Annotated in this window: 19 protein-coding genes and 1 tRNA gene; 12 read left to right on the top strand and 8 right to left on the bottom strand. The window is 64.7% G+C overall.

All coding sequences use genetic code 11. The features are described from left to right. Nucleotides 1–21: 21 nt before the first annotated feature. The 3 genes from BLV01_RS20925 to BLV01_RS20920 all read left to right on the top strand — a co-directional run bounded on the left by BLV01_RS20925 (nt 22) and on the right by BLV01_RS20920 (nt 4,903). Nucleotides 22–2,511: a DDE-type integrase/transposase/recombinase gene (locus BLV01_RS20925; RefSeq protein WP_091804687.1), complete on the top strand. Its 2,490-nt coding sequence runs from the start codon at nt 22–24 to the stop codon at nt 2,509–2,511. A gap of 66 nt (nt 2,512–2,577) precedes the next feature. Then, nucleotides 2,578–3,579, top strand: coding sequence for a hypothetical protein (locus BLV01_RS25770; protein WP_139178963.1), 1,002 nt, complete (start codon nt 2,578–2,580; stop codon nt 3,577–3,579). Further along, nucleotides 3,566–4,903 carry a TniQ family protein gene (locus tag BLV01_RS20920; RefSeq protein WP_175486165.1) on the top strand — a complete coding sequence of 446 codons (1,338 nt, stop codon included), beginning with the start codon at nt 3,566–3,568 and terminating at the stop codon, nt 4,901–4,903. Before BLV01_RS25770 ends, BLV01_RS20920 begins: the two co-directional genes overlap by 14 nt. Nucleotides 4,904–5,064: 161 nt before the next feature. On the opposite strand, the gene BLV01_RS20915 is transcribed toward BLV01_RS20920, so the two are convergent. Beyond that, nucleotides 5,065–5,140: transfer RNA gene (locus tag BLV01_RS20915), tRNA-Ile, on the bottom strand. A gap of 501 nt (nt 5,141–5,641) precedes the next feature. Between BLV01_RS20915 and BLV01_RS20910 the strand changes: the two genes are divergently transcribed. Continuing rightward, entirely contained in the window at nt 5,642–6,247 is a 606-nt protein-coding gene (locus BLV01_RS20910; protein ID WP_091804681.1) for a tail assembly protein, read from the top strand. 87 nt (nt 6,248–6,334) lie between these two features. Here the strand turns inward: BLV01_RS20910 and BLV01_RS20905 are convergent, their stop codons facing one another. The 3 genes from BLV01_RS20905 to BLV01_RS20900 all read right to left on the bottom strand — a co-directional run bounded on the left by BLV01_RS20905 (nt 6,335) and on the right by BLV01_RS20900 (nt 8,613). Next, the gene (locus BLV01_RS20905; protein WP_139178960.1) at nt 6,335–6,985 is read right to left on the bottom strand and encodes a hypothetical protein; all 651 of its coding nucleotides are present in this window, start codon (nt 6,983–6,985) and stop codon (nt 6,335–6,337) included. Continuing rightward, nucleotides 6,930–7,988: a hypothetical protein gene (locus BLV01_RS25765; RefSeq protein ID WP_139178957.1), complete on the bottom strand. Its 1,059-nt coding sequence runs from the start codon at nt 7,986–7,988 to the stop codon at nt 6,930–6,932. Before BLV01_RS25765 ends, BLV01_RS20905 begins: the two co-directional genes overlap by 56 nt. Nucleotides 7,989–8,361: 373 nt before the next feature. Then, complete coding sequence (locus tag BLV01_RS20900) at nt 8,362–8,613, bottom strand: YegP family protein (protein ID WP_078996843.1); 252 nt, start codon at nt 8,611–8,613, stop codon at nt 8,362–8,364. Between the two features lie 1,719 nt (nt 8,614–10,332). Between BLV01_RS20900 and BLV01_RS20885 the strand changes: the two genes are divergently transcribed. Then, complete coding sequence (locus BLV01_RS20885) at nt 10,333–11,493, top strand: alginate lyase family protein (RefSeq protein ID WP_175486160.1); 1,161 nt, start codon at nt 10,333–10,335, stop codon at nt 11,491–11,493. Nucleotides 11,494–11,548: 55 nt separating this feature from the next. Here BLV01_RS20885 and BLV01_RS20880 read toward each other — a convergent pair whose 3' ends face one another. Then, nucleotides 11,549–13,936: a GH92 family glycosyl hydrolase gene (locus tag BLV01_RS20880; protein ID WP_091804671.1), complete on the bottom strand. Its 2,388-nt coding sequence runs from the start codon at nt 13,934–13,936 to the stop codon at nt 11,549–11,551. Nucleotides 13,937–14,232: 296 nt separating this feature from the next. Between BLV01_RS20880 and BLV01_RS20875 the strand changes: the two genes are divergently transcribed. Genes BLV01_RS20875 through BLV01_RS20860 form a run of 4 tightly spaced genes read left to right on the top strand, consistent with a single transcriptional unit; the run spans nt 14,233 to nt 18,822 of the window. Further along, nucleotides 14,233–15,285, top strand: coding sequence for a LacI family DNA-binding transcriptional regulator (locus tag BLV01_RS20875; RefSeq protein ID WP_091804669.1), 1,053 nt, complete (start codon nt 14,233–14,235; stop codon nt 15,283–15,285). After that, nucleotides 15,282–16,580, top strand: coding sequence for a sugar MFS transporter (locus BLV01_RS20870; RefSeq protein WP_091804666.1), 1,299 nt, complete (start codon nt 15,282–15,284; stop codon nt 16,578–16,580). Before BLV01_RS20875 ends, BLV01_RS20870 begins: the two co-directional genes overlap by 4 nt. Then, nucleotides 16,580–17,611 (top strand): carbohydrate kinase family protein, encoded by a 1,032-nt coding sequence (locus tag BLV01_RS20865; protein ID WP_091804664.1) that lies wholly within the window; start codon nt 16,580–16,582, stop codon nt 17,609–17,611. Before BLV01_RS20870 ends, BLV01_RS20865 begins: the two co-directional genes overlap by 1 nt. After that, entirely contained in the window at nt 17,608–18,822 is a 1,215-nt protein-coding gene (locus BLV01_RS20860; RefSeq protein ID WP_091804661.1) for an AGE family epimerase/isomerase, read from the top strand. The genes BLV01_RS20865 and BLV01_RS20860 overlap by 4 nt, the downstream gene beginning before the upstream one ends. A gap of 113 nt (nt 18,823–18,935) precedes the next feature. Here the strand turns inward: BLV01_RS20860 and BLV01_RS20855 are convergent, their stop codons facing one another. The 3 genes from BLV01_RS20855 to dtd form a co-directional block, all read right to left on the bottom strand. After that, a complete protein-coding gene (locus BLV01_RS20855) occupies nt 18,936–19,424 on the bottom strand; it encodes a hypothetical protein (RefSeq protein ID WP_091804658.1) in 489 nt (162 codons plus the stop codon). 266 nt (nt 19,425–19,690) lie between these two features. Next, nucleotides 19,691–21,559, bottom strand: a complete 1,869-nt coding sequence (rpoD, locus tag BLV01_RS20850; protein WP_091804656.1) for an RNA polymerase sigma factor RpoD — start codon at nt 21,557–21,559, stop codon at nt 19,691–19,693. Nucleotides 21,560–21,651: 92 nt separating this feature from the next. Continuing rightward, nucleotides 21,652–22,092, bottom strand: coding sequence for a D-aminoacyl-tRNA deacylase (gene dtd / locus BLV01_RS20845; RefSeq protein ID WP_091804653.1), 441 nt, complete (start codon nt 22,090–22,092; stop codon nt 21,652–21,654). Between the two features lie 129 nt (nt 22,093–22,221). On the opposite strand from dtd, the gene BLV01_RS20840 reads away from it, so the two are divergent. From BLV01_RS20840 to BLV01_RS20830, 3 genes are all read left to right on the top strand, one after another. Continuing rightward, complete coding sequence (locus BLV01_RS20840; RefSeq protein WP_091804651.1) at nt 22,222–23,157, top strand: lauroyl acyltransferase; 936 nt, start codon at nt 22,222–22,224, stop codon at nt 23,155–23,157. 185 nt (nt 23,158–23,342) lie between these two features. Continuing rightward, nucleotides 23,343–24,128 carry a PH domain-containing protein gene (locus BLV01_RS20835; protein WP_254782713.1) on the top strand — a complete coding sequence of 262 codons (786 nt, stop codon included), beginning with the start codon at nt 23,343–23,345 and terminating at the stop codon, nt 24,126–24,128. A 122-nt stretch (nt 24,129–24,250) separates the two neighbouring features. After that, nucleotides 24,251–25,690 carry a PH domain-containing protein gene (locus BLV01_RS20830; RefSeq protein ID WP_254782718.1) on the top strand — a complete coding sequence of 480 codons (1,440 nt, stop codon included), beginning with the start codon at nt 24,251–24,253 and terminating at the stop codon, nt 25,688–25,690. Nucleotides 25,691–26,038: the final 348 nt, after the last annotated feature.

Genomic DNA, 26,038 nt, shown 5'->3' with positions numbered 1-26,038 from the left:
CGACTCGGAGCCCACTTTGCCATGGCTCAGACGTCATCAGAGTTGTACGAGGCCCTCGCCGAAGCAGGGCCGGCCGCTCAAAGGCTGACGGAAGAGGCTCTTACACGCCACGGCCTCTCGCCCGAAGGGCTCTCATACGTTATTGAGACCGGAATTTCGCCGCCAGCCAGGAAGGTAGGGCGCAAGCAGCGCCGAAATCTGATCTTCGACGTTCCTCTAAAAAGCATCCCGGGCGTGGTACTCCAAGCCGAGTCAATGACAGGGGAATTCAATTTCCTCGTCGAACTCGATCGACGCAGTGATCTGCTTGCGGTCTTTGACCAACCGATCACCATCAAAGTTGGGATCACAGACAACATAGGACGTCGCACCCGAACCACTTACACCGCTGACTATCTGGCGATCGACCGGCAAAGATTTTGCGTCTACGAGATCAAAGCGGACTCCGAACTCGAGAGGCTGATCCGCGAACGACCTGAGGATTGGATCCTCGACAAAGATGGCTATCACTATCTCCCGGTATCGAAGCATTTCAATTCGATGGGTATAGAACATGTCATCGTTCCGATCAGTTCATTGACCTCGCTCCGCGCTGACAATCTGCGACTGCTCACCAGCGCTCGGGAGGCACCGGACACTAAGAAGTACCGGAAAGCACGCCGAGGTATCCGAGACCTGCTCAAGCATGAGTCAACCATGCGCGTCTCCGACCTGCTTGAACGAATCGGAGAATTTGATGAAACCCCAATTCTTCAGCTCCTAGATTCGGGAGAAGTATTTGCCGATCTGGACCGCGTAACGCTCTCTGATCCAAGTAGTGTTTGGATTTCAACTCGTCCGGAATTCGCCAAGATTGCTCAAGAAGCAAGCAGCAATCTTGCAAACTTGCTCCGCTCTACTGCGATCGATACCAACGATGTCATTGATCCTCGATACGAGCTTGAAGTTGCAACTCGGCTCGCGATTATCCAAGGAACTAAGCGCACGAATAGCAATGGAGAGGAAGTCTCAGAGCGAACCATCCGCCGGTATCGCAAGGCTTTTCGAGAAGCCGATGGTGATCCGCGCGGTCTAGTTCCGCTGTGGGGAAACTGCGGAAACAAAGACCCCCTGATCGGAACGGTCCACCTGTCTTTTCTGGAGGTTTTTATCCGCGCAAGGAAAGGCGACAAAAACGACCCCTCCACCAGCTCATGCTTTATCGCCTACGAAAAGGCGTTTCCACAGGCCAAAGTTGATCTTGGGTTCTTCGATGACCGACCCGTGTGCCGATCCACCTTCTACACGTACTGGGATCGCATATCGCTAAAGAATGAAGACTCATTCAATAAGGGCGGCCGTCGCTTGGAGAATCAGCAGGCGGACTCGTTTGACCCGGAAAAGAAGACGATCATTGCAACCAGACCTTTCGCGGTTGCCCATATCGATCACTGGAAGACCGATCTACACCTAGTGGTCGGCTACATCAATGGAGCGAAAATCACCAAACGCGCTTGGCTGACTGCCATGGTCGACGCCTTTAATGGCGAAGTACTTGCGATCTGGCTTTCTTTCGCTGATCCGAGCAAAAAGTCTTGCACGATGGTGATTCGTGACTGCGCCCGGCGTCATGGCCGGTTGCCTGAGATGATCATCGTCGATGGCAGTAGCGACTTCAGAAGTAGCCACTTCTTCGTCATGCTTGCAACGTTGAAGGTCGTGCGCTGTGAACGGCCGCCAGAAGACCCCCGCTTCGGACAGCAAGTCGAACGTCTCTTCAAGGATTTCAAAGACCGGTTCGCGCGGGGCCTTCCAGGATTTGGCATCAGTATCGAACGTTCTCGCGCAGTTTCAGCTGCATTCAAAGCTGCTGAGAGCTCCAGCTTGACGCTCCTTGAGGCCTTTGAAGCCATAGAGGCATTTGCGTTCCATGGCTATAACAATAGCCCAAAACCTGGCGAGACATCGTCACGCTACGCCATCCGCCAGAAGGCCGAGAGGTCGTATCCGCACGGCGGCCGCAAGGTCTCGTGGGATATTAAATTCCTAATCGCGACATCAATCGAATCGCCCGACGACCACTACAAGCTTTGGACTGGCAGGGGCATCCACGTATATGACAAGTGGTATAGCTCGCCGCGACTGTTGGTGTACCGCGGGTACAAGAAGGACATCTCTGTGCGACTTGAACCCTACGCAGATTCCGTCATCTACGTTTGCATCGAGGGCAAATGGCTGGAATGCAGGAATTCCGAAGCGCCCCTGCAGCTAGCCATGAGCGAAACCAGCTTGCTGTTCAGAAGTGCTGAACGCCACGATCTTTCTGCACTCCGGGCGGAACTTACTAACGACATGAATCGTTGCGTAGCCGAAATCGTCAACGAGAAGCTTCGCGAGATTGCAGGACGCAAGGAGTCGGGCAGTTCTCAGCCGACCGGCCCTGATGTCAATTCCGACGATTCGCCGGAGCTATCTACTTTCGTGCCCTTCAATTTCGATGATATCGAACCTTACGAGAATGAGACGCCATAAATGAATCGCGTATCGCGAGTTACCAACGGCGTAATCAAACACCCACTTCTTGAAAGAGCAAGGGACATGTTCATCCCCCTCTGTCGCGATGCAACCGACGGAATTGTATTGCTTCTCCTAGGACCGACGCAGTGCGCCAAGTCAATAATCTTCCACGAGATCGTCCCAATACTGAAGAATTCCTTCCAAGACAAGCGTCCCGGCGCGATCCCTATCGTTGATTTGCAAATTGAGACGGTGAGCGAGGGGCGGACAAAGCCGAAATGGATTGGGATTGAGCTACTGAAGGCCCTGAACCATCCGATATACAAGCACATAGGAAGCTTCGAGGAGAATGAGCACTACTTCCCATCAAAGGGCAGAGATGAATCCACAATTCGCATTGCGCTGAAAGAGGCGTTTACTAATAGGTTCACTCGTCGCACCTGTTTGGATGAAGCGCACCTCCTTACTCGAACCAAAGATCCAGAACTCCGCGCTGCGATCCTTGAGTCCATCAAATCAACATGCGCAATAGATCGGTCTCTCATTGCTTGCGGGGGCTACGAGATGGCCTACAAGGGACTATTCGAGTCTGCCCACTTCTGCGGGCGCGTGATCAGCTTCGATTTTGGTCACTACTCCGTGAGTAGCCCGGATGACATCAAATCATGGGCGCGCATACTTAAAACCTACAGCAGCAAGCTTGACCTGAAGCCCAAGTCCCTACTCTTGGACGAGGCTATCAACCTTCTGCACTGGAACAATGGAACGGTTGGCTTACTCGACAAGCACCTCTGGTCCTGCAGCATTCAAGCCAAAGCCCGCCATCAACCAATAGATAAGACGATTCTTCGAGCGTGTGCCCCTCCCGAAAAAGAAAGAAAGGCAGTCGCAGAGGACATCAGGAAGGGCAAAGAAGCCCTCCAACCAAGTTCGCAGTTCGCCGTTCCTCCTGCGTCACAGCCGCCGCAGAAGAAAGATCAGCCTGACGTAAGCAAGGATGGCCATAAACAGGGAACCCCGCCGTTCCAGCGCAAGCCCAATCGAAATGTTGCTGTGGAGATCGTCCTCCATGACGATGACTGAGTATTTTCCTCTTTCGCCGATTGGTGTCGGAAACTGGGAAATTGAAGCGTTTGGATCTTTTTATTGCCGCATGGCTCGCGCGCACTCGGTATCCATCTATGTCCTGACCACTCATCTACGCACTTGGTGGAGGCAGAAGCACCCAGATGACGACAGTGCAAAGAAGAATGTCACGAACGCTATGAACCCCATGCTTCGCAGCATAGGTCCAAATGTTGCGACCTTCACAAACATTGTCGGCGATGCAACTGGATGCACTATTCTCGAGAGAACCACCCTGCTGTCACTCAGGCCCGCCATATCCCAGAATGGCCACGCCCTGGTTCGTAAGGGCCGTGCCTGGTGCCCTGCCTGCATGGCAGAGAGTATGGAGAGCAAAAGCCCGTTCTACGACCGTCTTATTTGGGCAATCCCAGCCATTAAGAATTGTCCCGCACACAAAGTTGCGTTGGAGTCAAAGTGTCCCCAGTGCGGATACTCGCAGGCCCACTATCACCATCTTGGGCACATGGAGCTGTGCTGCGTGTGCAAAAGGCCATTGCTCAGCGAACCTTCCAGGTGGGAAGTCGCATTTCATCCAGCCCCTTATGAAAAGGAATGCATTCGGCTGGTGAAACAAATTTCGGCTGGAGACCTTACATCTGCGGTCGATGACGCGTATGGAGTGTTTATCAAGGACTTTGCTGACTATCTTTCTCCCATTGGGTTGAAGATTAGTCGACATACCTACCGTGCTCCCAGGCGACCTCAGAACGCCAGAGAGGTCACTCGCCCGAGGTTCATGACATTGTTGAGAAGATGCGTGGCATTCGGTATCGATCCTTCGGATCTTTTCCTGGATCCCGTCGGGGCGGCGAAATCCGCATGCTTACTGGAATTTGCGCGACTAGATCTTCCCGCTGACATCAAGCCACGGAAGTCGGTCGAACTAGTTGGATTAGCGCTGGATCGCCTGCAGTCGGAACTCTCTAAATCCGACTATGACCAGCTTCCATCACTGACTGAGATCGCGCACCAGCTTGGTGTATCCAAAGGCTTCTTGAACTACCACCATGGCGACCTTTGCGCAAAGTATGCACGCCATCGCACTGGATGCAGGAACAAAAAAGCCGGGGCCGAAATTGAGCGCTCCACCCATTTTCTACTTAGCGGCCCCATCGCGCAGTACCCCTCTGGCAAGTTCCCAAGCCTCGACCATCTGGCCGAGGCGGCGGTACAGGAGCTTGGAGTTGGGGTACGGATAGCCAGAATTGCCGTGGGCGTCGCCCTCAAAAAGCAATTCGGCAGACGGGAAGCCACCCGACGCCGAAAAGCGTCCATCTAGACAAGCTCTCTGCCACTCCACACCGGCCTTCACCCGCAAGGTTTCCTGCCTAAACACTCGCGTTCGCAAAATGGCCAAACTTGCTGGACATCCATCGAGGTTTGGCCGAATTGGCCAAACATGGCTGGATCGCGCAGGGTATCACGAAACTCCTTGTTTTATGGTGGGCCCACCAGGACTCGAACCTGGAACCAAAGGATTATGAGTCCTCTGCTCTAACCATTGAGCTATAGGCCCTTAAGGGGTTTCAGCGCTTTTCCCGAGATCGCCCGTGTAATTTCAGTGTAACTCGGCGGGCCTTCTTGGGCTCCAAGCGCTTCTGCAGCGCCGACATCGCGACCCGCATCGAAGCGGCGTGAGTATATCGCTCGGCCATCGCTCTCGTCTTCCACCCACCCATTTCCTGGATCGTCGCTGCGTCCGGCGCCGTACGCCCGGGCCTGAGTGACAAAGCCACGGCCGTGGACGCCGGCTATAGCCCACACATCGCTGCGCAGGCTGCTTCCCGTCTAGCCAAATCCGGGCACATCTGCGCTGCATTGGCAGCGCCAGAGAGCCATGACGAGTTCATCGCCTGCGCCAGCACCGACCAGCAGCGCGCCGCGCGGATCAGGATGTGCGGCTCGACTCTCTCTGCGAACGGGCCAAATCGGGCGATGTACGCGCGCTGCTCGCCCACCTCGCCGAATGGCGGCGCTCGCAACGCAGGCGCCGCCACAAACAACCCCAAGGACAGTCATGACTGACAAGCTCCGCACCATCCGCCTGTACGGGTCACTGGGTGCCCGGTTCGGCCGCGAGTACCGCATGGTGGTATCAAACGCCGCGGAGGCGATCCAGGCGCTCAGCATCCAGATCCCCGGCTTCCGAGCCTACCTGCAGGAGGCCAAGGCGCGGGGCCTGGGATTCGCGGTGTTCCTGGGCCGGCGCAACCTGGCGGAATCTCAGCTCAACGACCCGCCTGGTGATCAGGCAATCCGGATCGCGCCAATCCTTATCGGGTCCAAGCGGGGCGGCTTGGTCCAGATCATAGCGGGCGCCGCGCTGATCGCCGCCGGTTACGCCTTGGCCCCGTTCACCGGTGGCGCATCCCTCATGCTGGGAAAGTTCGGCTGGTCAATGATCGCCGGCGGCGTGGTGCAGTTGCTGTCGCCGCAGCCCAAAGGCCTGAATACTAGGGAGCGGCCGGAGAACCAGCCCAGCTACATGTTCAGCGGCATCGTGAACACGCAGGCGCAGGGCGCGGCCGTGCCGCTGCTGTACGGCCCCGGCCACGACGGCAAGGGCGTGTGGACTGGCGGCGCGATCCTTTCGGCGGGCATCTACGCAGAGGATCAACAGTAAATCAATAGCTCCCCCGGGCCTACACTCAACCGGTGCAAAACTATTCTGTCCTTGATTTCCCCAAGGAGCGCCTAACTCCATCCTTTGCTACTCGCGATATTCGCGAGTTCGCTCTGCAGCCGCTTTAAGCAAATCAAAAAATACCGCGTTATGCAGCTCGAAAATCTGAAAAGGAAGAAGAACGGATCTAATGAGGCTAATTACCAACAGCCCTAGGCAGACACCCCCAACCATCCCCTGGTATATTCCGTCCACTTTCAATATATAAAGAGCCATCCACGCAACTGACGCAACCGCCATCAAAACAGACGCCATAAGCGTGGTAGTTTGAGATGAAAGCAGATACTTCAGCCTTGAGATATGAGACTTGAGCTTTTCTAACGGTAGTAGCTCTGGCTTTCCCACTGTGCCTGCAAAGAGCATCAAAGTGACTACAAACCCAGTTAGAATTGCGCTCATCGCAAGGATTGCCGCAATGAACATGCCGGGTATCGACGCGTCGAGCTTTGCCATCAAAAACGCGAGATAGCTTCCCGGCATCATACCCAGCAGAAACTGCGCAAAGGTGAAGACCCTCGAGTTTCTGGTTTCCCGCGGGCGCTTGGTGTCAAGCTCGGCCATCTCCTCCAAAATGTCAGCCGCCCCAACCCACTCCGCCGGCATGATCCGGCGAAGACGAGGGCTATGACTTAATTTTGAGAGAAACCGTTCCATTGTTTGTGAAGTAACCGTCGTCATTGATCAGTCTCCACATCGCCTTATTTGCCACTCGCAGATCGTCCAAGTAGCCCCACAATCCGTCCACAACATCAGTTGCGTAGAGCGTCCCATTTGACTTGTCGACCCTAACCTTCAGAACATCTCGCATTTTATACTTACTGAGAGAAGTGATCTTGGTGGCATTTTTAAGATCAAGAACTATTTGATCAATACCTGAACCATCTTCCAGGGCCTCCATTGCGACCGCAAGAATAGATTCTTCATCGAGCGGATCAGTTCCAGCGTCCCAACGAGCATGAAATTTTATTGAGTTTTGAAACTCACCGAGTTGGTCGCGAAGCCTGAACTCAAACGAATCTTCATCTTCATTTTCAGAGCCGGCCGAAACGCGAAGGGATATTCTAGTTACGCCGCCGCCACTCTGAATTGCATCTTTAAGCCCTTGAGAGACTACATCCATTAATTCGATCGATGGCCAATTCGGACTTGCGAGTGGCTTTTCGCCGGCCTTTGGCGCTGGTCGTGGGCACCATCGGCTGATTAATCGCCCCAGCACGATTTCCGCCAACTTGTATCCTCCCGTGCCACGGGAACTTTCGAGCAAGACCGTCTCGCCAAGCGCGACGCCGCGGATGGTTGCTGTAAGTGCCTGATCGTTATCGTCTCTTTTGGGAAGCGTAGCTGTGAGCGTGTCCGGGACAGGCGCTGTATAGTTGAGCACTGTCACATCGTGCGCAGCCTGAACCGTATAGGTGCCGATTTCGAAGTAGACGCCTTTGCCGTCTTTGCCCACTCGCGGACGCGCGCTCCGGAGGTAGGCGCATACAGTACCGGGCGGATGACTATTTTCGTCTGAATAGGTTGGGACAATCCGGTCCTTCCATTGCGGTGCGTTCTCCATGATTTCCAGCAGGAGAGATTCAATGGGAGGGTAGACGACTATCGCCTTCTTTAGCCGATCCTTGAATCGAACTCGCTTTGCGTGAGCGAATCGATCAACAGTTTTTTGATTATCTGCCATTCTCGCGTCCTGCGGTTGTGTAGAGCATGTGCCAGCCTAATGCTGTCTAAGCATGCGATGAACAGCAATGCCCAGCGTCCCACAACGCAAAAAAGGTGCTGATCCGGCCATCCATGACCAGGGTGCTTACGGCCTACGACTCATCGGACTGTTAGGGCTAGTCGAATCGCGGCTGTCATCGAGGAGCGAGCAGGAAGCCGGACAGGTGGAGCGCCTCAAGTGGTTAGCCAGGAACTGGCAACGATGCGTCAAACGGCCGACTGCCCCTAGATAAACCCGGCTCGCTACGTGAATTCCGCTTGGCGTCTCACGCCGGGGCATGGATTGATAGCCAAGTCTGAACCAGGTGAGCGCACATTTTCGAACCGGCACTTTATCGGCCATTGACTTCACGGAACTCGGTGGGCCCGAGACTCACGATTGCCTCTAGAGTTTCCATCATGGCTGCACGGGTAGTGTAGGCCTCGCCATACGCCATTGGCTCGCCGTTTCCTCCCACCAGTCGCCAGCGCCACTGACCATGCGTGCGTGACGTACCAGCGACCAGAAGTGCGTTAACGCCGAACTCGGTTTCACCAACCTTCAAGCCTTCCCGATAGATCTCAAAGTGCGGTTTGCCAGCCATATCTATCCCTCCTGTAGTTCATGGGAAAACGGAGAGGCAGACGGCCGGAGGCCACCGGAGAATAGTTGATATGCCCTGCCCCAGAAGCACTGCGTAAGATTGCGCAGCGCCAACAGGCTGAGAACCCAGCCGGCACACGGGAACAACCGACGCATGATTGCGCTGGCTCCTGCATCCAGCACGACTAGCCGCGGTCCGAATGTCGCAGGCCCTCAGATCACGTGCATTGAGGGCAGACACTGCTGAGGGCCAAGCGACAAGGCCAATGCGGCTGGCTAAGGAACGTTCTGCAAGCGCGCCCATTCCTTACGGGCCCGTCCGGCCCGTTTGTCGATCAACGCCGCCAGCTCAATTGCAGAGATGAGCCAGGGCGATTTCTGAGACCCAAGGCGAAACGCCGGCACGGGCAATTGCTGCTTGGATGCAGCCTGCTTTGCCTGATGCTCGCCCAAGCCAAAATAGTGAGTGCAACGTTCCACCGGAATTTGGCCAGTGCCGAACTCAACTATGAGAAGAATGGAGAGTTCCCAACTCGGTAGCTGATCGCCTCGCCAGAGCAAGTTCGTAAGGATGCAGGTCAGGAGGTGCTCTGCGTGGCCAGCCAGATTGTCTCATCATGTCATCTTCCAGGCGCCGAAGATGTGCGACCACCTACTCTAGCCAGCTTACCTCCGTGCCGCGGACTGCGCTGAGCGATGGGCCTCTCGCCTGAGCATTTTCTTGCGGCGATCGCGTGCAAGCCAGACTTCCCGGTTCGCGTCACCCGGAAGCCGGCGACCTGGAAGGCAGGAGATGTCGTCGAGTGGCGGGACAGGAACCGGGCCGGTACACGGGAGCAGATGACGCACAATTGCGTTGGCATCAGAATTGAACACGAATGCCAACACCCCCTTTGGCTTGCTCAGAATCAGGAGCATCACTGCAGGTCGAAGGTACGCAGGGCATGCTCAACCAGTGGGTCTCCATCAGCGAGCCATGCATGCTCGTCGACGTACCAAGAGCCGCCAACCTTTCGGCCAGGCACCTGCCCGCTGCTCAGCCAACGGCGAAGGGTCGCTTCGGAAGGACGGCTGCCATCAGCGAAGTACTTTTCGGCCCAGGCGTTAGGTGTCATGAGCCGCAAGCTGCGCCCTCAAGGCTTCTGTGTAATTCCGGTGTAAGCGTGACGGAAAAACAGGGGAAAATCCGACGATCAGGAGAAAAACTGACAACGGCGGAGAGGCATGGAAGCGCCTGTTTTTCGGCACTCCTGCATTCCGTGGAAACCGCCGGAAACGCCGCCGAGGCCGATTATGAGTCCTCTGCTCTAACCATTGAGCTATAGGCCCGCGAGAGCCGCGATTCTAATGCAGCGCCGCGGTCCAGTCAGCCCGGGCCGTCGTCGTCCCGCGGCCGCTCGAGGCCCCAATCGCCTCGGCCAAGCCAACCCGGCGGTTCGCACCCTGCCCCGCAGAACTGCGAATCCGCTCGCCTTTATACGATTCCCGCCACCCGACTTGCCTAGCGCCAGTCGCATTTTTCGCGCACCGACCTCGGGCAGCATGACCTCGACACGCGCGCCAGACGCGTGCCTGCGCCGGCGGCTTTCCAGGCCGCCCGGCGTTGCGGAACGCGGCGGCGGCAGCGCCGGCGCGCCGCGCACTGATGGGGGCTCACGTTCCGGACTCGCCGCGGTGTCGGCGGGCGTCCGGTGCCGCCTCACCCTTCAACGAGGTTTCTATGCTGCGCACGACTGCGTTCCGCTTCCATGTCCTGGCCTTGGCGTTGCTGGCCGGTGCCGCCGGTTCCGTTCGAGCCGCCGAATACGGCGCCGCCGCTCCCGATGTTGCGGCCGCCGCCGCGCCGGCCGCCGTGCCGCCGTTCAAACACCCCGGCCTGCTGATGACCCAGAACCGCCTCGCCTCGATCCGCGCCGCGGTGCAATCGGGCAACGCCGGCGCGATGAAGACCGGCTTCAACCGTCTGCTGCAGGACGGCCGCGGTTCGCACACCTACGCGCATCAGGCGCTGACGACGGTGGACGTGGTGCGCGCGGCCGGCGGGCCGCAGGAGGGGCGCTGGAAGAACGACGGGTTCGCGGCGTACTTGAACGCGCTGCGCTGGGCGGTGACCGGCGATACGCGCAATCGCGACAAGGCGATCCAGATCATCGATGCGTGGTCGGCGAAGTTCACCGGATTCACTTTGGCGCCGGGCACGGACGCGCCGCAGGCGTGGCTGGAGGCGGCGTGGGGGCTGCCGGTGTGGGCCAGCGCGGCGGAGATCCTGCGCCATCACGACGGCGGCGCGGCCGGCTGGCCGCAGGCGTCGCAGGATCGGTTCAACGGGTATCTCAACCGGCTTTACGGGTATGCGAACCAAGCCTCCGCACGGACCAACAACTGGGGCGTGTCGGGCGCGTTGGCGACCATGGCGACCGGCGTCTACCAGGACGACGCCAATCGCTACAACGCCGGGCTCAACCGGATGAAGCAGTTGATCCCGCTGATCGTCTACAGCAGCGGCGAAGTGCAGGAGCTGGCGGCGCGCGATTGCCACCATCCGCAGTATTCGCTGGCCGGCATCGCCCAGGCGGCGGAGATGGCGACGATCCAGGGCGACACCAGCGTGTGGCTGCTCAAGGTCGGCAACGAGCCGCAGCCGCGGTTCTCGCGCGGGCTGGAGTACATGGCCAAGTCGATCCTGTACGGCGAGGGCGTGCGCGATTGCCGTTCCAACGGGCTGTATCCGGGCTATAGCGAAATCGCGGTCAACGGCTACATGAATCGCGGTACGCCGATTCCGAATTTCCAGAACGCGACCAAGCGTGGGCGGCCGGACGGCAACGCCGCCGAGTTCATCGGCTGGTCGGCGGCGACCCACGGGCGCGACGACTTCTGATCCTGATCGCGCCCGGCGTGCGTCGGCGCAGGCGCCGACGCACGCGGTGCCGTGCTCAGCGCGCGGCGCTCATCGAATACGGCAACTGCTTGGGATGGCTCGCCCATTCGCGGTTCGGCTGCGCCTGCATGACGAAGCGCAGCTCGCCGCCGGCAAGGATCTCCTCGTGGCGCAGGAACGCGCGATCCAGCGGCTGGCCGTTGAGCGTGGCGCTGCCGATGTAGGTGTGCGCCTCGTCGAGCCCGTCGGCGATCACGCTGAAGCGCTTGCCGTTGGGCAGGTTGAGCGTGGCCTTGGGCAGGAACGGCCGGCCGATGATGTATTCGTTGCTGGCCGGCGCCACCGGATAGAAGCCCAGCGCAGTGAACACGTACCAGGCCGACATCTGGCCGAGGTCGTCGTTGCCGGCCAGGCCGTCGGGCCGCGGCGCGTACTGGCTGGCCATGATCTGCTTGAGCCGCTCCTGGGTGCGCCAGGGCTGGCCGGCGTAGCCGTACAGGTAGGCGACGTGGTGGCTGGGTTCGTTGCCGTGCGCGTACCAGCCGATCAGGCCGGTGATGTCTTCCATGTGGGCGAAGATCTTCGGATCGACCTTGGCCTCGAACACCTGGTCGAGCCGCGCGATCAGCTTGTCGCCGCCGCCGTGCGCCTTGGCCAATCCCGCTACGTCCTGCGGCACGTACCACGAGTACTGCCAGGCATTGCCTTCGGTGTAGTCGCTGCCGTAGCCGCTGGCGCTGGGGTCGAACGGTTCGCGGAAGCTGCCGTCGCGCTTGCGTGCGCGCATGAATCCGGTCTTCGCGTCGAACGCGTGCTTCCAGTTGCCGGCACGTTTTTCGAAGCGCGCGGCGACGTCCTTGCGCCCCATCGCCCCGGCCATGCGCGCGATGGTCCAGTCGTCGAACGCGTATTCAAGCGTCTTCGACGCCGCCTCGCCTTCCTCGTCGATCGGCACGTAGCCCAGTTCCTTGTACTGGGCGATGCCGTCGTAGGGGCCGTAGTCGGCGCTGGCGACCATCGCCTCCAGCGCTTCGTCCGCATCGAAGCCGCGAATGCCCTTCATATAGGCGTCCGCGATCACCGGCACCGCGTGGTAGCCGATCATGCACCACGTCTCCTGGCCGTGGAACGCCCACACCGGCAGCACGCCGTACGGGCTGTGCTTGCGCGAGGCAAGCAGCGAATTGACGAAGTCGTTGTTGCGCTGCTCCGGCTGCACCAGGGTCAGCAACGGATGCAACGCGCGGTAGGTGTCCCACAGCGAGAACGTGGAGTGATAGCGAAAACCCTTGGCCTCGTGCACCGCGTTGTCCGGACCGCGATAGCGGCCGTCGCTGTCCATGAACAGGCTCGGCCCCATCAGCGTGTGGTAGAGCGCGGTGTAGAAGCTCTTGCGCGCGGCCTCGTCGCCGTCGGCGTCGATCGCCGACAGCGCCTGGCTCCAGCGCTCGCGCGCCTGCGCGCGCACGCCGTCGAAATCGAAGCCGGGCACTTCGGCGTCGAGGTTGGCGATGGCGCTGTCTTCGCCGACCGGCGAGATCGCGACCTTGACGATCAGCTCCTGGCCCGGCGCGTCCTTGAAGTCGAGGCTGGCGACGAGCTGGCGGCCTTCGATCTGCGCGCGCCGGGTCGGGTCCTTCTCGCCCGGCGGCGGGAAGCCCTTGTAGGCCACGTCGGCCTCGGTGTCGTGGAAGGCATGGCCGCTGACCGGGCGCGAGAAGCGCATTGCGAAGTACAGCTGCCGGCCCGGCGCCCAGCCGCGGGTCTCGCGAAAGCCGGTGACGGTGCCGTCGGGACGCAGGCGCACGCGCGACCACAGCACCTTGCCGGGGTAGTCGTACAGGCTGGTGCGCAGGTCCAGCAGCACGTGCGCGGACTGGCCCTTGGGAAAACGGTAGCGGTGCACGCCGACGCGCTCGCTCGCGGTCAGTTCGGCGCGGATCTTGTAGTCGTCGAGGGTGACCGCGTAATAGCCCGGCTGGGCCACTTCGTCGTCGTGGCCGAACGCCGAGCGGTAACCGCTGCGCGGGATCGTCGAGTCGCCGCGTTCGAGCTTGACCTCGCCGGCGATCGGCATCACCAGCACGTCGCCGAGGTCGGAATGGCCGGTGCCGGAGAAGTGGGTGTGGGAGAAGCCGACGATGGTCTTGTCGCCGTGGCGATAGCCGGCGGCCCAGCCGTAGGCCTCCTTGCGCGGCTTGATCTCGGTGTCGGGGCTGAGCTGGATCATGCCGAACGGCACCGTCGCGCCGGGGAAGGTGTGGCCCTCGCCGCCGGTGCCGATGAACGGGTCGACCGCCTCGAACGCGCGGCGGCCGGCGTCGGTACCGGCCGCGGCCGCGGCCGGGGCGACGAGGACGCCCGCGGCCAGCGCCACGGCGACGGCGGCCAGCGGCCAGGCGGGACGGGAACGGGACGTGCGGGACTGGACCGGCCGGGTCATCCGGGGTACTCCGTCTGGGGCCGGACCGGAACGTTCGCGCCCTGGCGCGTTCGAACCGGTGCGGCGGGAATGGCTCGATGGGGACGGCGGTCGGCCGCGAGGCCGGGCGCCACTTTTAGATCGTTCTAAATATCGGCAAGCTAACACGCGGCCCAGACCCGTTCATGCTGCATTGCAGAATGCAGCGGCGGGGCCCAGGCCGCAGGATGGCGGCATTTAGAACGATCCAAAAGCCTTCCATCCCTCCGTAACCCGGCCATGAGTTCCGCCTGTCCACTCTCCGCGAGGTGCCCAAGATGAACGACGCGCCCGCTCCCCGCGGCCGGGTCACCCTGGCCGATATCGCCCGCGCCTGCGGCCTGTCGCGCGCGACCGTGTCGCTGGTGCTGCGCGGCAGCCCGCTGGTCCACGCCGACACCCGCGCCCGGGTCGAGGCCGAGCTCAAGCGCCAAGGCTACGTCTACCACCGCGGCGCGGCCAACCTGCGGCGCAAGGTGTCCACCGGCGTGGCCCTGGTCATCAACGACCTGTCCAACCCGTTCTTCGCCGAATTCGCCGCCGGCGTGGACGAATGGCTGGCCACCGCCGGCTTCGTCACCCTGCTGGGCAGCACCAACGAATCGGTCGAGCGCCAGCAGGCAGTGCTCAACTCGCTGATGGAGCACGACCCGGCCGGGATCATCCTGTCGCCGGCCGAAGGCAGCGACGGCGCGCGGGTCCGCGCGCAGGTCGGCGAGCGCACGCCGGTGCTGGTGTTCAACCGCGAGCTCGACGGCACCGCCTGGGATTTCCTGGCCCTGGACAACACCCACGGCGCGCGCCTGGCCACCCGCCACCTGCTCGACCGCGGCCACCGCCGCATCGCCTTCTTCGGCGGCCACCGCGATTCGTCCTCGTGCCGGCAGCGCCGCCAGGGCTACCGCGAGGCGCTGGCCGAGGCCGGGATCGAGCCGGAGCCGCAGTGGCTGATCGAATGCGCGCCGACCCGCCTGGAAGCGGCGCAGCAGACCGGCGCGCTGTTCGTGCGCGACCCCGCGCCGACCGCGGCGGTCTGCTACAACGACGCGGTCGCGCTCGGCCTGATGGCCGGGCTGGTCGCGCGCGGCCGCCGCGCCGGCGGCGATTTCGCCGTGGTCGGCTTCGACGACATTCCCGAAGCCGCGGTCGCCTCGCCGCCGCTGACCACGATCGCGGTCGATCCGCGCGCGCGCGGCCGCCAGGCCGCCGAACTGATCCTCAAGCGCCTGCGCGAGCCCGAGCTGGCGCCGGCCCACACCATCGCTCCCGTGCGCCTGCTGGCCCGCAGCAGCAGCGAGGTGCACCTGACCCCGCCCGGAGAGCCCGCATGAGCCGCAGCGTCATGTCCTACACCGCCGCGCTGGCGGTGGTGACCACGATCTTCTTCACCTGGGGCGGCCTGACCAGCCTCAACGACGTGCTGATCCCGCATCTCAAGGCCGTGTTCGAGATGAACTACGCCCAGTCGATGCTGATTCAGTCGACCTTCTTCGGCGCTTACTTCCTGATGTCGCTGCCGGCCAGCCGGGTGGTGGCGAAGTTCGGCTACAAGAACAGCATCGTCATCGGCCTGATCGTCGCGGCGATCGGCGCGGCGATGTTCTTCCCGGCCGCGCGCGTGCCCTCGTACCCGCTGTTCCTCGGCGCGCTGTTCGTGCTCGCCAGCGGCATCACCGTGCTGCAGGTCTCGGCCAATCCCTACATCAGCCTGCTCGGCGACCCGGCCGGCGCGCCGAGCCGGCTCAACCTGGCGCAGGCGCTGAACTCGCTGGGCACCACGGTGTTCCCGACCTTCATCGGCCCGCTGATCCTGTCCGCGGCGGTGCTCACCGACGCCCAGCTGGGCGCGATGTCGGTCGCCGAAAAAGCCGCCTACCGCGCCCACGAAGCCGCGGCGGTGCAGATGCCGTACATGGTCATCGCCGGCTGTCTGGTGCTGCTGGCGGTGTTCGTCTACGCCATGCGCATCCCGCCGCTGACCGAGTCCACCGAAAGCGCCGACCCGACCCGCCACAGCTTCGCCGAGGTGCTGGGCCAGCGCCATCTGCTGTTCGGCGTGATCGCGATCTTCGTCTACGTCGGCGCCGAGGTCTCGATCGGCAGCTTCCTGGTCAACTACCTGTCCGAGCCGAACATCGCCGGCTTCGACCATGCCACCGCCAGCACCTACCTTGGCTACTACTGGGGCGGCGCGATGGTCGGGCGCTTCATCGGCGCGGCGCTGCTGCGCAGCGTCGACGCGCGCAAGCTGCTGGCGCTGGCCGCGGTCGCGGCGATCGCGCTGCTGGCGCTGACCATGAGCACCCAGGGCACGGTGGCGATGTGGACGGTGCTGGCGATCGGCCTGTTCAACTCGGTGATGTTCCCGACCATCTTCACCATCGCCATCGAGCGGCTCGGGCCGATGACCAGCAAAGCCTCGAGCCTGCTGATCATGGCCATCGTCGGCGGCGCGGTGGTGCCGCTGCTGCAGGGCCTGTTGTCCGACAACATCGGCATCCAGCATTCGTTCGTGATTCCGGCGGTGTGCTACGCCTTCATCGTCTGGTACGGCCTGTCCGGTTCGCGCATCCGCGCCGGCCAAGGCCAGCACGCCAGCGCGCAAGCTTCGGGAGTGATGCATTGATGTCCGCCGTACCCCTTTCGTCCGGCGCCAGCGGCGCGAACGCCGCGATCGTCTGCTTCGGCGAAGCCTTGATCGACTTCCTCGCGCGTCCGGCCGCGAGCCCGGGCGAACCGCGCCACTTCGTCGAATACGCCGGCGGCGCGCCAGCCAACGTCGCCGTCGCCGCCGCGCGCCTGGGTGCGCACGCGCGCTTCGTCGGCATGCTCGGCCGCGACATGTTCGGCGACTTCATCGCCGACCAGCTCAGCGGCTACGGCGTCGACACCCGCGACGTGCGCCGCACCGACGCGGCCAAGACCGCGCTGGCCTTCGTCTCGCTCGACGGCGATGGCGAACGCAGCTTCAGCTTCTACCGCCCGCCGGCCGCCGACCTGCTGTTCCGCGACGCCGACTTCAGCCCGGACGGCTTCGCCGACGCCGGCGTGTTCCACGTCTGCTCCAACAGCCTCACCGAGGAAGCCATCGCCGCGGCGACGCTGGCCGGCATGCGCCGCGCGCGCCTGGCCGACGCGCTGGTGAGCATGGACATGAACCTGCGCCCGTCGCTGTGGCCGGCCGGCTTCGACCCGGCGCCGCGGCTGCTGGCGGCGCTGCTGGAAGCGGACCTGATCAAGCTGTGCGGCAGCGAGTTCGAATTCCTCGCCCGCCACCTCGGCGGCGAAGAGGCCGCGCTGCAGCGGCTGTGGCACGGCTACGCGACCTGCGTGCTGATCACCGACGGCGCCACCCCGATCCGCTGGTACACGCGCACCCGCCACGGTTCGGTCGCCACCTACAAGGTCGCGCCCAGCGACACCACCGGCGCCGGCGACGCCTTCGTCGGCGGCCTGCTGCGCCGGCTGGTCGCGCTCGGCGTCGGCGCGGCGAACTTCAGCGACTTCCTCCAGCGCGAACACGAACTCATCGACGCGCTGCGCTACGCCGCCGCCGCCGGCGCGCTCGCCACCACCCGCCACGGCGCGTTCGCGGCCATGCCCAGCGCCGCGGACGTCGAACGCCTGATGCAGGAACAAGCCCAGGAACCCGCATGAACCTCCCCTCGAACCCGCTGCCGGACTTCCGCGACGCCGACACCCTGCTGGCGCACATCCGCGACACCCTGGCGTTCTACGATCCGGTCGCGCTCGACGCCGACGGCGGCTTCTTCCACTACTTCCGCGACGACGGCTCGGTCTACGACGCCTCGCACCGGCACCTGGTCAGCTCGACCCGCTTCGTCTTCAACTACGCGATGGCGGCGGTGGAGTTCGGCCGCGACGACTACCGCGAACGCGCGCGCCACGGCCTGCGCTACCTGCGCGAGGTGCATCGCAATCCCGACACCGGCGGCTACGCCTGGACGATCCGCGACGGCCGCCCGGACGACCGCATGAACCACTGCTACGGCGTGGCCTTCGTGCTGCTGGCGTACTCGTGCGGGGTCAAGGCCGGCATCGCCGAAGCGGCGGCGTGGATGGACGAAACCTGGAACCTGCTCGAAGCGCGCTTCTGGGAACCGCAGTTCGGCCTGTACCGCGACGAAGCCGATGCCGACTGGAACTTCACCGGCTACCGCGGCCAGAACGCCAACATGCACATGTGCGAGGCGATGCTGGCGGCGTACGAAGCGTCGGGCGATGCGCGCTATCTCGAGCGCGCGCTGACCCTGGCGCAGAACATGACCCAGCGCCAGGCGGCGCAGGCCGACGGCCTGGTGTGGGAGCACTACGACCGCGACTGGAACATCGACTGGGACTACCACCGCGACGATCCCAAGCACCTGTTCCGCCCCTGGGGCTTCCAGCCGGGCCACCAGACCGAGTGGGCCAAGCTGCTGCTGATCCTCGACCGCCACCTGTCCGCGCGCGGCGACGCGCCGGCCTGGCTGGTGCCGACCGCGCGCCACCTGTTCGACACCGCGATCGCGCGCTCCTGGGACGACGAATTCGGCGGCCTCGCCTACGGCTTCGCCCCCGACGGCGCGGTCTGCGACGACGACAAATACTTCTGGGTCCAGGCCGAATCGCTGGCGACCGCGGCGCTGCTGGCCGTGCGCACCGGCGAGAACCTTTACTGGCAGTGGTACGACAAGCTGTGGGCCTACGCGTGGCAGCACATGGTCGATCATCGCTACGGCGCGTGGTACCGCATCCTCGACCGCCGCAACGGCAAGTACAGCGACGAGAAGAGCCCGGCCGGCAAGACCGATTACCACACCATGGGCGCGTGCTACGAAGTGATCCGCTGGCTGCGCGGCGCCTAAGCCGCCCGCCGCTTTGTAGGAGCGGCGCAAGCCGCGACCGCGAAACCCGACCTACGACGCAAGCGAGGTTTCGCGGTCTCGGCTCGCGCCGCTCCTACAAGGGCAGCGGCGCTTCAGCCGACCACGAACAAGCCTGCGAGCGCCGACAGCAACAAGAACAGCAGGACCGGCGCCATCCACACCACGATCACCACCAGCGCCGCGTGCGCGGCCGGCCGCATCGGCTGGCCGGTGCGCAGGCGTTGTGCAATCGCGCGACGGTGCGAGGTGCCCAGCATGGTCAGCGTCGCCAACGGTTGCGCCGCGATCCAGCCGACCAGCGCCAGCACCTGACCCACGGGGTGTGGCATCACCGACATCAGCAGATAGATGAAAGCCCAGCACAGGCCGGGCACGACCACCAGCACGATGCCGGCCACGACCGCCCAGGCCAGCCGCGGCCGGCCCTGGGCGCGGTAGTTCATCGCCATCATCAACAGCCCGGCGACGGTGGTGGCCAGCGCGCTACCCCATAGCATCGCGCCGAGGCCGAACCAGGCCTCGCGGCGCGGGTCCGCGCCGACCGCGGCCTTGGGCGCGCTCCAGACGTTGTCCTCGTCCATGGCCTTCCCTGCGTGGAGTCGCAACGATCTTAGCGCGCGTAGCCGCCTCGTCGTCCTGCGACCCGAGCCACTTCCAAGAGCGGCGCGAGTCGCGACCGCGAAACCTCGCTTGCGTCGTAGGCGCGGTTTCGCGGTCGCGGCTTGCGCCGCTCCTACAGGGGGCATCCGCGACATCGCGCGCCGGAGGCATCCGCGGCATCGGGCCGGAAACGAAACAGGCCCCGCGAGCGGGGCCTGTTTCTGCGTGCGCGGACTCGCCCGACGTATCAGTCGATGTCGAGGAAGCTGCGCAGTTGTTCCGAACGGCTCGGATGACGCAGCTTGCGCAGCGCCTTGGCTTCGATCTGACGGATGCGCTCGCGGGTGACGTCGAACTGCTTGCCGACTTCTTCCAGCGTGTGATCGGTGTTCATGTCGATGCCGAAGCGCATGCGCAACACCTTGGCCTCGCGCGGGGTCAGGCCGGCGAGCACGTCGCGGACCGTCTCGGAGAGGTTGATGTTGGTGGTCGCTTCCACCGGGGACTCCACGTTGGTGTCCTCGATGAAGTCGCCCAGGTGCGAGTCCTCGTCGTCGCCGATCGGAGTCTCCATCGAGATGGGCTCCTTGGCGATCTTCATGACCTTGCGGATCTTGTCCTCGGGCATGTCCATTTCTTTCGCCAGCTCTTCCGGCGTGGCCTCGCGGCCGTACTGCTGGAGCATCTGGCGAGAGATACGGTTGAGCTTGTTGATCGTCTCGATCATGTGCACCGGGATGCGGATGGTGCGCGCCTGATCGGCGATCGAACGGGTGATGGCCTGGCGGATCCACCACGTCGCGTAGGTCGAGAACTTGAAGCCGCGGCGGAACTCGAACTTGTCCACCGCCTTCATCAGGCCGATGTTGCCTTCCTGGATCAGGTCGAGGAACTGCAGGCCGCGGTTGGTGTACTTCTTGGCGATGGAGATCACCAGGCGCAGGTTGGCCTCGACCATCTCCTTCTTGGCCTTGCGCGCCTTGGCTTCGCCGTAGGCGACCGCGCGGCTGATTTCCTTGAGCTCGTCCAGGGTCAGCAGCGAGCGGGTTTCCAGCTCGATGGTGGTCTGCTGTTCGGCGACGATCTGGTCCTTGACGTCGCGCAGGCCCGAGGACCACTTCTGCTTGCGCTTGAGCAGCTCGTCCACCCACTCCAGGTTGGTCTGGTTACCTTCCCAGGCGCGGATGAAGTCCTTGCGCGGCATCTTGGCCACGCGGGTGGCCAGATCGAGGATCTTGCGCTCGCGGTCCTTGATCGAGCCGACCACTTCGCGCAGGTTGCGCATCAGCGAGTCGGTCAGCGCCAGCGGCAGCTTGAGGGTGATGAACACCGCCGCGATTTCCTCGCGCAGCTTGGTCGCGTTCTTGTGCGCCGAGCCGTACTTCGCATGCGCCTTGAGGAACTTGCCGTGCAGGTCGGCGATGGTCTCCATGCGCGAGGCGACTTCGACCGGATCGGGACCGGACACGGTCTCCTCGGTCTCCTCGCCGTCGCCGGCGGCCTCTTCGTCCTCGTCCTCGTCGGAATCCGCGTCGGCGACGTCGGCCGGCGGCGCCGGCGGAGCGGCGGGCTCGGGCTCTTCGTCGAGGTGGTCGTTGAAGCCGACCACGATCTCGGCCAGGCGCTTCTTGCCGGCCTTGTGCTGCTCGTAGTCTTCGAGGATCAGCTGGATCGTGCCCGGGTACAGCGCGAGCGAGGCCTGGACCTGGTTCAGGCCCTCCTCGATGCGCTTGGCGATGGCGATCTCGCCTTCGCGGGTGAGCAGCTCGACCGTACCCATCTCGCGCATGTACATGCGCACGGGATCGGTGGTGCGGCCGCCTTCGCCGTCGAGCGCGGTCAGCGCTGCGGCGGCTTCTTCGGCCGCGGTGTCGTCGACTTCGCGGTTACCGGTGTTGCCGTCGGCGAGCAGCAGCGTTTCGGCATCGGGCGCAACTTCGTGCACTTCGATGCCCATGCCGTTGATCATGCCGATGATGTCTTCGATCTGTTCGGCGTCGACCAGATCGTCGGGCAGGTGATCGTTGACCTCGGCATAGGTCAGATAGCCCTGCTCCAAGCCCTTGGAGATCAGGAGCTTGATATCGGACGGAGGGGGCTGACGTTCGTTGGCCATGGGCTGCGCCACCGCGCTATTGAGGGTAGGGAACGCTCCAGTATATCAGGTCCGGCGCGCCCGACCCGGACAAGGCGGGGCGGCGGGCCGGATCAGGACCGGAGGAGGAAGGTGACCGGGCCGTCGTTGACCAGGCTGACCACCATATGGGCGCCGAACCTGCCGGTTTCCACCCCTCCGCCGTGGCGTTGTCGGCAGGTTTCGAGCAAACGGTTGAATAGCGGTTCAGCCAGCCCCGGCGCGGCCGCGGTGCTGAAGCCCGGACGCATGCCGCTGCTGGTATCGGCGGCCAGGGTGAACTGGCTGACCAGCAGCAACCCGCCGCCGGTGTCGGCCAGGCCACGGTTCATGCGTCCGGCCTCATCGGCGAATACACGGTATCCGAGCAGCCGATCGGCCATGCGCGCGATCTGCGCCTCGCCGTCGCCGGGCTCGATCCCGACCAGGGCCAGCAGGCCCGGCCCGATTTCCCCGACCGTTTCGCCGTCGACCGTCACCCTGGCCTGGGTCACCCGCTGGATCAGGCTGAGCATCGCGCACCGCGTCGATTTCGAGGATCGCCAGTGTACGGCCTGCAACATGCCGGCTATGGCGGCGTTCGCGCGGGCCCGGGGCCTGGCGACGCGACGGCGGCGGCCGTGGCCGCGGCTACACTCGCCGGCATGACCCAGTTCGCCGCCCGCGTCCTCTACTTCTTCGCCAGCCTGATCGGCCGCCTGCCCGGGGCCTGGCAGCGCCGCCTGGGCGACGCCGTGGCCACGGCCTGGCAGCGCCGCGACGGGCGCGAGGCCCGGGTCGCCCGGGTCAACCTGCGCCTGGCCTATCCCGAGCTGCTGCCGGCCGAGCGCGAGCAGTGGCAGCAGGCGATCGTGCGCACCACCGCGCGCCAGGCGGTCGAGACCCTGCGCCTGTGGACCCGCCCGCACGCCGAAAACCTCAACCTGCTGCGCGAGCAGCACGGCACCGAACTGTTCGACGCCGCCCTGGCCGCCGGCAAGGGCCTGATCGTGGCCGCACCGCACTACGGCAATTGGGAGCTGCTGAACCAGTGGCTGGCCGCGCGCACCCCGCTGGCGATCCTGTACAAGCCGCCGGAATCGCCGGTCGGCGAGGCGTTCCTGAACCTCGTGCGCGCCGACACCGACGCCGGGCGCGTGACCCAGGTGCGCGCCGAAGGCGCCGCGGTGCGCCAGCTGTGGAAGCGGCTCAACGCCGGCGGCGTGGTCGGCATCCTGCCCGACCAGCAGCCCAAGGCCGGCGACGGCGAGTTCGCCCCGTTCTTCGGGGTCGAGGCGTTGACCATGACCCTGCTCGGCCGGCTCGCCGAACGCACCGGCGCGCCGGTGCTGTTCTGCTACTGCGAGCGCATCGACCAGCACCCCGACGGCCCCGGCTTCGCCCTGCGCGTGGAAGCCGCGCCGCCGGGCATCGCCGATCCCGACCCGCGCCGCGCCTGCGCCGCGCTCAACCAGGCGGTGGAACGCATCGCCCGGCGCGATCCGGCGCAGTACCAGTGGACCTACAAGCGCTACACCCTGCGGCCGTCCGGCGACGGGCGCGACAACCCCTACCGCGCGATCGAGACCGACCGCCACTGAGCGGCCGCGACCTCGCGCGCGCAGCGCCACCGGCGTCTGCGAACGCACCGACCGAACCGCGCGCGCCCGGCTACACTGCGGAAGAACCTCGCCCTGCCCGCACGATGACGCCCATTCCGCCCGGCTCCGCCTTCCCCGCCCCCACTTCCGCCGACGGCGCGCGCGAGCGCGAGGAACCGCATTCCGTGGCCGGGGACGGCGGCGCGGACGATCCGGCGCGGGCCGATCGCGCCGACGCCTCGGCCGCGGCCACCGACGAGGCCACGGCCCCCGGGGCCGCGCCCGCCGCGCCGGCCCAGACCGCCGACGAGCCCATCGCGGCGACGTCCGCGGCACCGCCCGATGCGGTGTCCGCGACGCCGTCCGCCGCGCAGCCCGATGCAGCGCTGGCGGCACCGTCCGCAACCCAGCCCGATGCGGCGCCCGCGGCGGCGCCCGCACCCCAACCCGATGCGGCGTCCGCGCCTGCCGACGCGTTCGGGCTGGCGCAGCCGCGCGACGGCTGGCAGCGCCTGCCGGCGCGCGCGATCCCGCTGTGCACGATCGACATCAGCCTGTCGCTGGCGGTGGTGTTCGCGATCGCCGCGGTGATCGGCGGCGTGCTGACCGTCGGCCGCCACGCCGGGCTCGCCAGCGGCCTCACCGGCGCCCTGTTCGGCGCCGGCATCGGCATGTGGATCGGTTTCCGCCGCTACCGCAACACCCTGTGGCGGCTCGACGAACACGGCTTCGCGGTGCGCCGCGGCGTGGCCTGGCAGCGCGAGACTACGGTGCCGCTGACCCGGGTCCAGCACCTGGACCTCAAGCACGGCCCGCTGCAGCGCATGCGCCGGCTGGCGACGCTGGTGGTGCACACCGCCGGCACCCGCCACAGCTCGGTGGCGATCGACCACCTCGACGCCGGCGACGCCCAGCGCCTGCGCGAGCGCCTGGGCCGCCAGCTCGACCACGAGGACGACGAGGCCCGATGAGCGCGCCCGGCCCCGCGCCCGCGCCGCCGCAGCGATCCGCATCCGTCGCCGCGGCGGACGCCGCAGCGACGACGACGCCGGGCGCAACCGGCGAGCCCGTCGCCGACCGCCGCCTGCACCCGATGTCGTGGCTGTTCGTGCTGATCCAGCACCTCAAGCAGTTCATCGTGCCGCTGCTGATCCTGGTCTTCGCCGGCCGCGGCGACCGCAACGAGCTGTACTCGCTGATCGGCGTCGGCCTGCTGGTGCTGGCGGCGCTGTGGCGCTATTTCACCTACCGCTACGGGGTCGGGCCGAACGGGCTGGTGGTGCGCAGCGGCCTGCTCAACCGCAGCCTGCGGGTGATCCCGTTCGTGCGCATCCAGAACGTGGCCGTGCACCAGACCGTGCTGCACCGGCTGTTCGGCGTGGCCGAAGTGCGCATGGAGTCGGCCGCGGGCAAGGAGCCCGAAGCGCAGATGCGCGTGCTCACCCTGGCCGACGCGATGGCGCTGGAGACCCTGGTGCGCCGCCGCGGCGCCGACCCGGCGCTGGCGGTGGAAGAGCGCGCCGATTCCCTGCTGCGCCTGTCGCCCGCCGAAGTGCTGCGGCTCGGCCTGGTCTCCAACGGCGGCCTGGTGCTGGTCGGCGCCGGCATCGCCGCGGCGCTGCAGACCGTGCCCGACTTCAACGGCCGCGTGCCCGAGCGGGTGCTGCGCGGCGGCATGCACTGGCTGTTCGGCCGGGTCGAGGGCTACCACCTCGACGCCGCCGGCTACGCCTTGCTGGCCGCGGCCACGATCGCGCTGGTGGCGGTGGCGCTGAAAACCCTGTCGGTGACCCTGGCGCTGCTGCGCTACTACGGCTTCGACCTCAGCGAGCAGGGCCGCCGGCTGACCGCCGAGCGCGGCCTGCTGGCGCGCTGGCGCACCACCGTGCCGCGCCGGCGGATCCAGGCCTGGACCCTGGAAGAAGGCGTGCTGCACCGCCTGCTCAAGCGCCGCCGGCTGGCGGTGGACACGGTCGGCGCGGACGAACACGACGAAGGCCGCGCGCTCAAGGAACTGGCGCCGATCGCGTCGCCGCAGACCTGCGACCGGCTGATCGCGCACCTGCTGCCGCACGCGCGCTGGGACGCGCTGGACTGGCGCGCGCTGCCGAACGCGGCCTGGTGGCGGCTGTTCCTGCCGGATGTGCCGTGGACCGTGCTGGCGGCGTCCGCGCTGTACTGGCACCTAGGCGGCTGGAGCCTGCTGGCGCTGCTGTGGCTGCCGTGGTCGGCGTTCAAGGCGCAGCGGCGCGCGCAGCGCATGGGCTATGCGATGGACGCCGAACTGATCGCGGTGCGCGAGGGCTGGTGGCGCCGGCATTGGCGTTTCGCCGAACTCGACAAACTGCAGGCGCTGCAGCTCACCCGCTCGCCGCTGGACCGGCGCTGCGGCACGGCGACCCTGTGGCTGGACACGGCCGGGGCCGGCGCGTTGAGCCCGCCGTTGCGGATCCGGTTCCTGCCGGTGGACGAGGCGCGGCGGCTTTACGAACGCCTGGCGGGTTCGTTGGCGGGGCGGCCGTTGCGCTGGTGACGGTGGTCGGGGCCGGGCCGTTCGGGCGCGGCGCTTCGAATTCGTAAATCCCCGGCCGTCGTTCCGGCGAGAGCCGGACTCCATTGCGATCTGGCGATCGCTATTGCCGTTGCCGTTAGCCTTTGCCGTTCGCTCGGACGCAACCCCGCCCGGGGACCATGTTCCGCAGCCCCGAAGGGCGCGCGCATGGATGCGCGCGTGCGCCATGGGACAGGATGTCCCTTATGGCGCAGCCCCGCGCCCGGCGCTGGACTTAGTGGCTCGTGACCTTAGACCAGCGTTTTTCTTTGGTTACTTTCTTTTGGCGCGCTGCCAAAAGAAAGTAACTCGGCCGCTTGCGGACGAAAG

The sequence above is a fragment of the Lysobacter sp. yr284 genome (assembly GCF_900107375.1).
Lineage (GTDB): Bacteria > Pseudomonadota > Gammaproteobacteria > Xanthomonadales > Xanthomonadaceae > Lysobacter.
This window is presented reverse-complemented; position numbering and strand designations above follow the sequence as displayed.

What these genes read in the sequence shown, in the direction of transcription:
- BLV01_RS20875 (WP_091804669.1), top strand. Translation starts at nt 14,233, where the DNA reads ATGAACGACGCGCCCGCTCCCCGCGGCCGGGTCACCCTGGCCGATATC.
- BLV01_RS20920 (WP_175486165.1), top strand. Translation starts at nt 3,566, where the DNA reads ATGACGATGACTGAGTATTTTCCTCTTTCGCCGATTGGTGTCGGAAAC.
- BLV01_RS20885 (WP_175486160.1), top strand. Translation starts at nt 10,333, where the DNA reads ATGCTGCGCACGACTGCGTTCCGCTTCCATGTCCTGGCCTTGGCGTTG.
- BLV01_RS25770 (WP_139178963.1), top strand. Translation starts at nt 2,578, where the DNA reads ATGTTCATCCCCCTCTGTCGCGATGCAACCGACGGAATTGTATTGCTT.
- BLV01_RS20910 (WP_091804681.1), top strand. Translation starts at nt 5,642, where the DNA reads ATGACTGACAAGCTCCGCACCATCCGCCTGTACGGGTCACTGGGTGCC.
- BLV01_RS20830 (WP_254782718.1), top strand. Translation starts at nt 24,251, where the DNA reads ATGTCGTGGCTGTTCGTGCTGATCCAGCACCTCAAGCAGTTCATCGTG.
- BLV01_RS25765 (WP_139178957.1), bottom strand. Translation starts at nt 7,988, where the DNA reads ATGGCAGATAATCAAAAAACTGTTGATCGATTCGCTCACGCAAAGCGA.
- rpoD (WP_091804656.1), bottom strand. Translation starts at nt 21,559, where the DNA reads ATGGCCAACGAACGTCAGCCCCCTCCGTCCGATATCAAGCTCCTGATC.
- BLV01_RS20880 (WP_091804671.1), bottom strand. Translation starts at nt 13,936, where the DNA reads ATGACCCGGCCGGTCCAGTCCCGCACGTCCCGTTCCCGTCCCGCCTGG.
- BLV01_RS20870 (WP_091804666.1), top strand. Translation starts at nt 15,282, where the DNA reads ATGAGCCGCAGCGTCATGTCCTACACCGCCGCGCTGGCGGTGGTGACC.
- BLV01_RS20905 (WP_139178960.1), bottom strand. Translation starts at nt 6,985, where the DNA reads ATGACGACGGTTACTTCACAAACAATGGAACGGTTTCTCTCAAAATTA.
- BLV01_RS20855 (WP_091804658.1), bottom strand. Translation starts at nt 19,424, where the DNA reads ATGGACGAGGACAACGTCTGGAGCGCGCCCAAGGCCGCGGTCGGCGCG.
- BLV01_RS20840 (WP_091804651.1), top strand. Translation starts at nt 22,222, where the DNA reads ATGACCCAGTTCGCCGCCCGCGTCCTCTACTTCTTCGCCAGCCTGATC.
- BLV01_RS20860 (WP_091804661.1), top strand. Translation starts at nt 17,608, where the DNA reads ATGAACCTCCCCTCGAACCCGCTGCCGGACTTCCGCGACGCCGACACC.
- BLV01_RS20865 (WP_091804664.1), top strand. Translation starts at nt 16,580, where the DNA reads ATGTCCGCCGTACCCCTTTCGTCCGGCGCCAGCGGCGCGAACGCCGCG.
- dtd (WP_091804653.1), bottom strand. Translation starts at nt 22,092, where the DNA reads ATGCTCAGCCTGATCCAGCGGGTGACCCAGGCCAGGGTGACGGTCGAC.
- BLV01_RS20900 (WP_078996843.1), bottom strand. Translation starts at nt 8,613, where the DNA reads ATGGCTGGCAAACCGCACTTTGAGATCTATCGGGAAGGCTTGAAGGTT.
- BLV01_RS20925 (WP_091804687.1), top strand. Translation starts at nt 22, where the DNA reads ATGGCTCAGACGTCATCAGAGTTGTACGAGGCCCTCGCCGAAGCAGGG.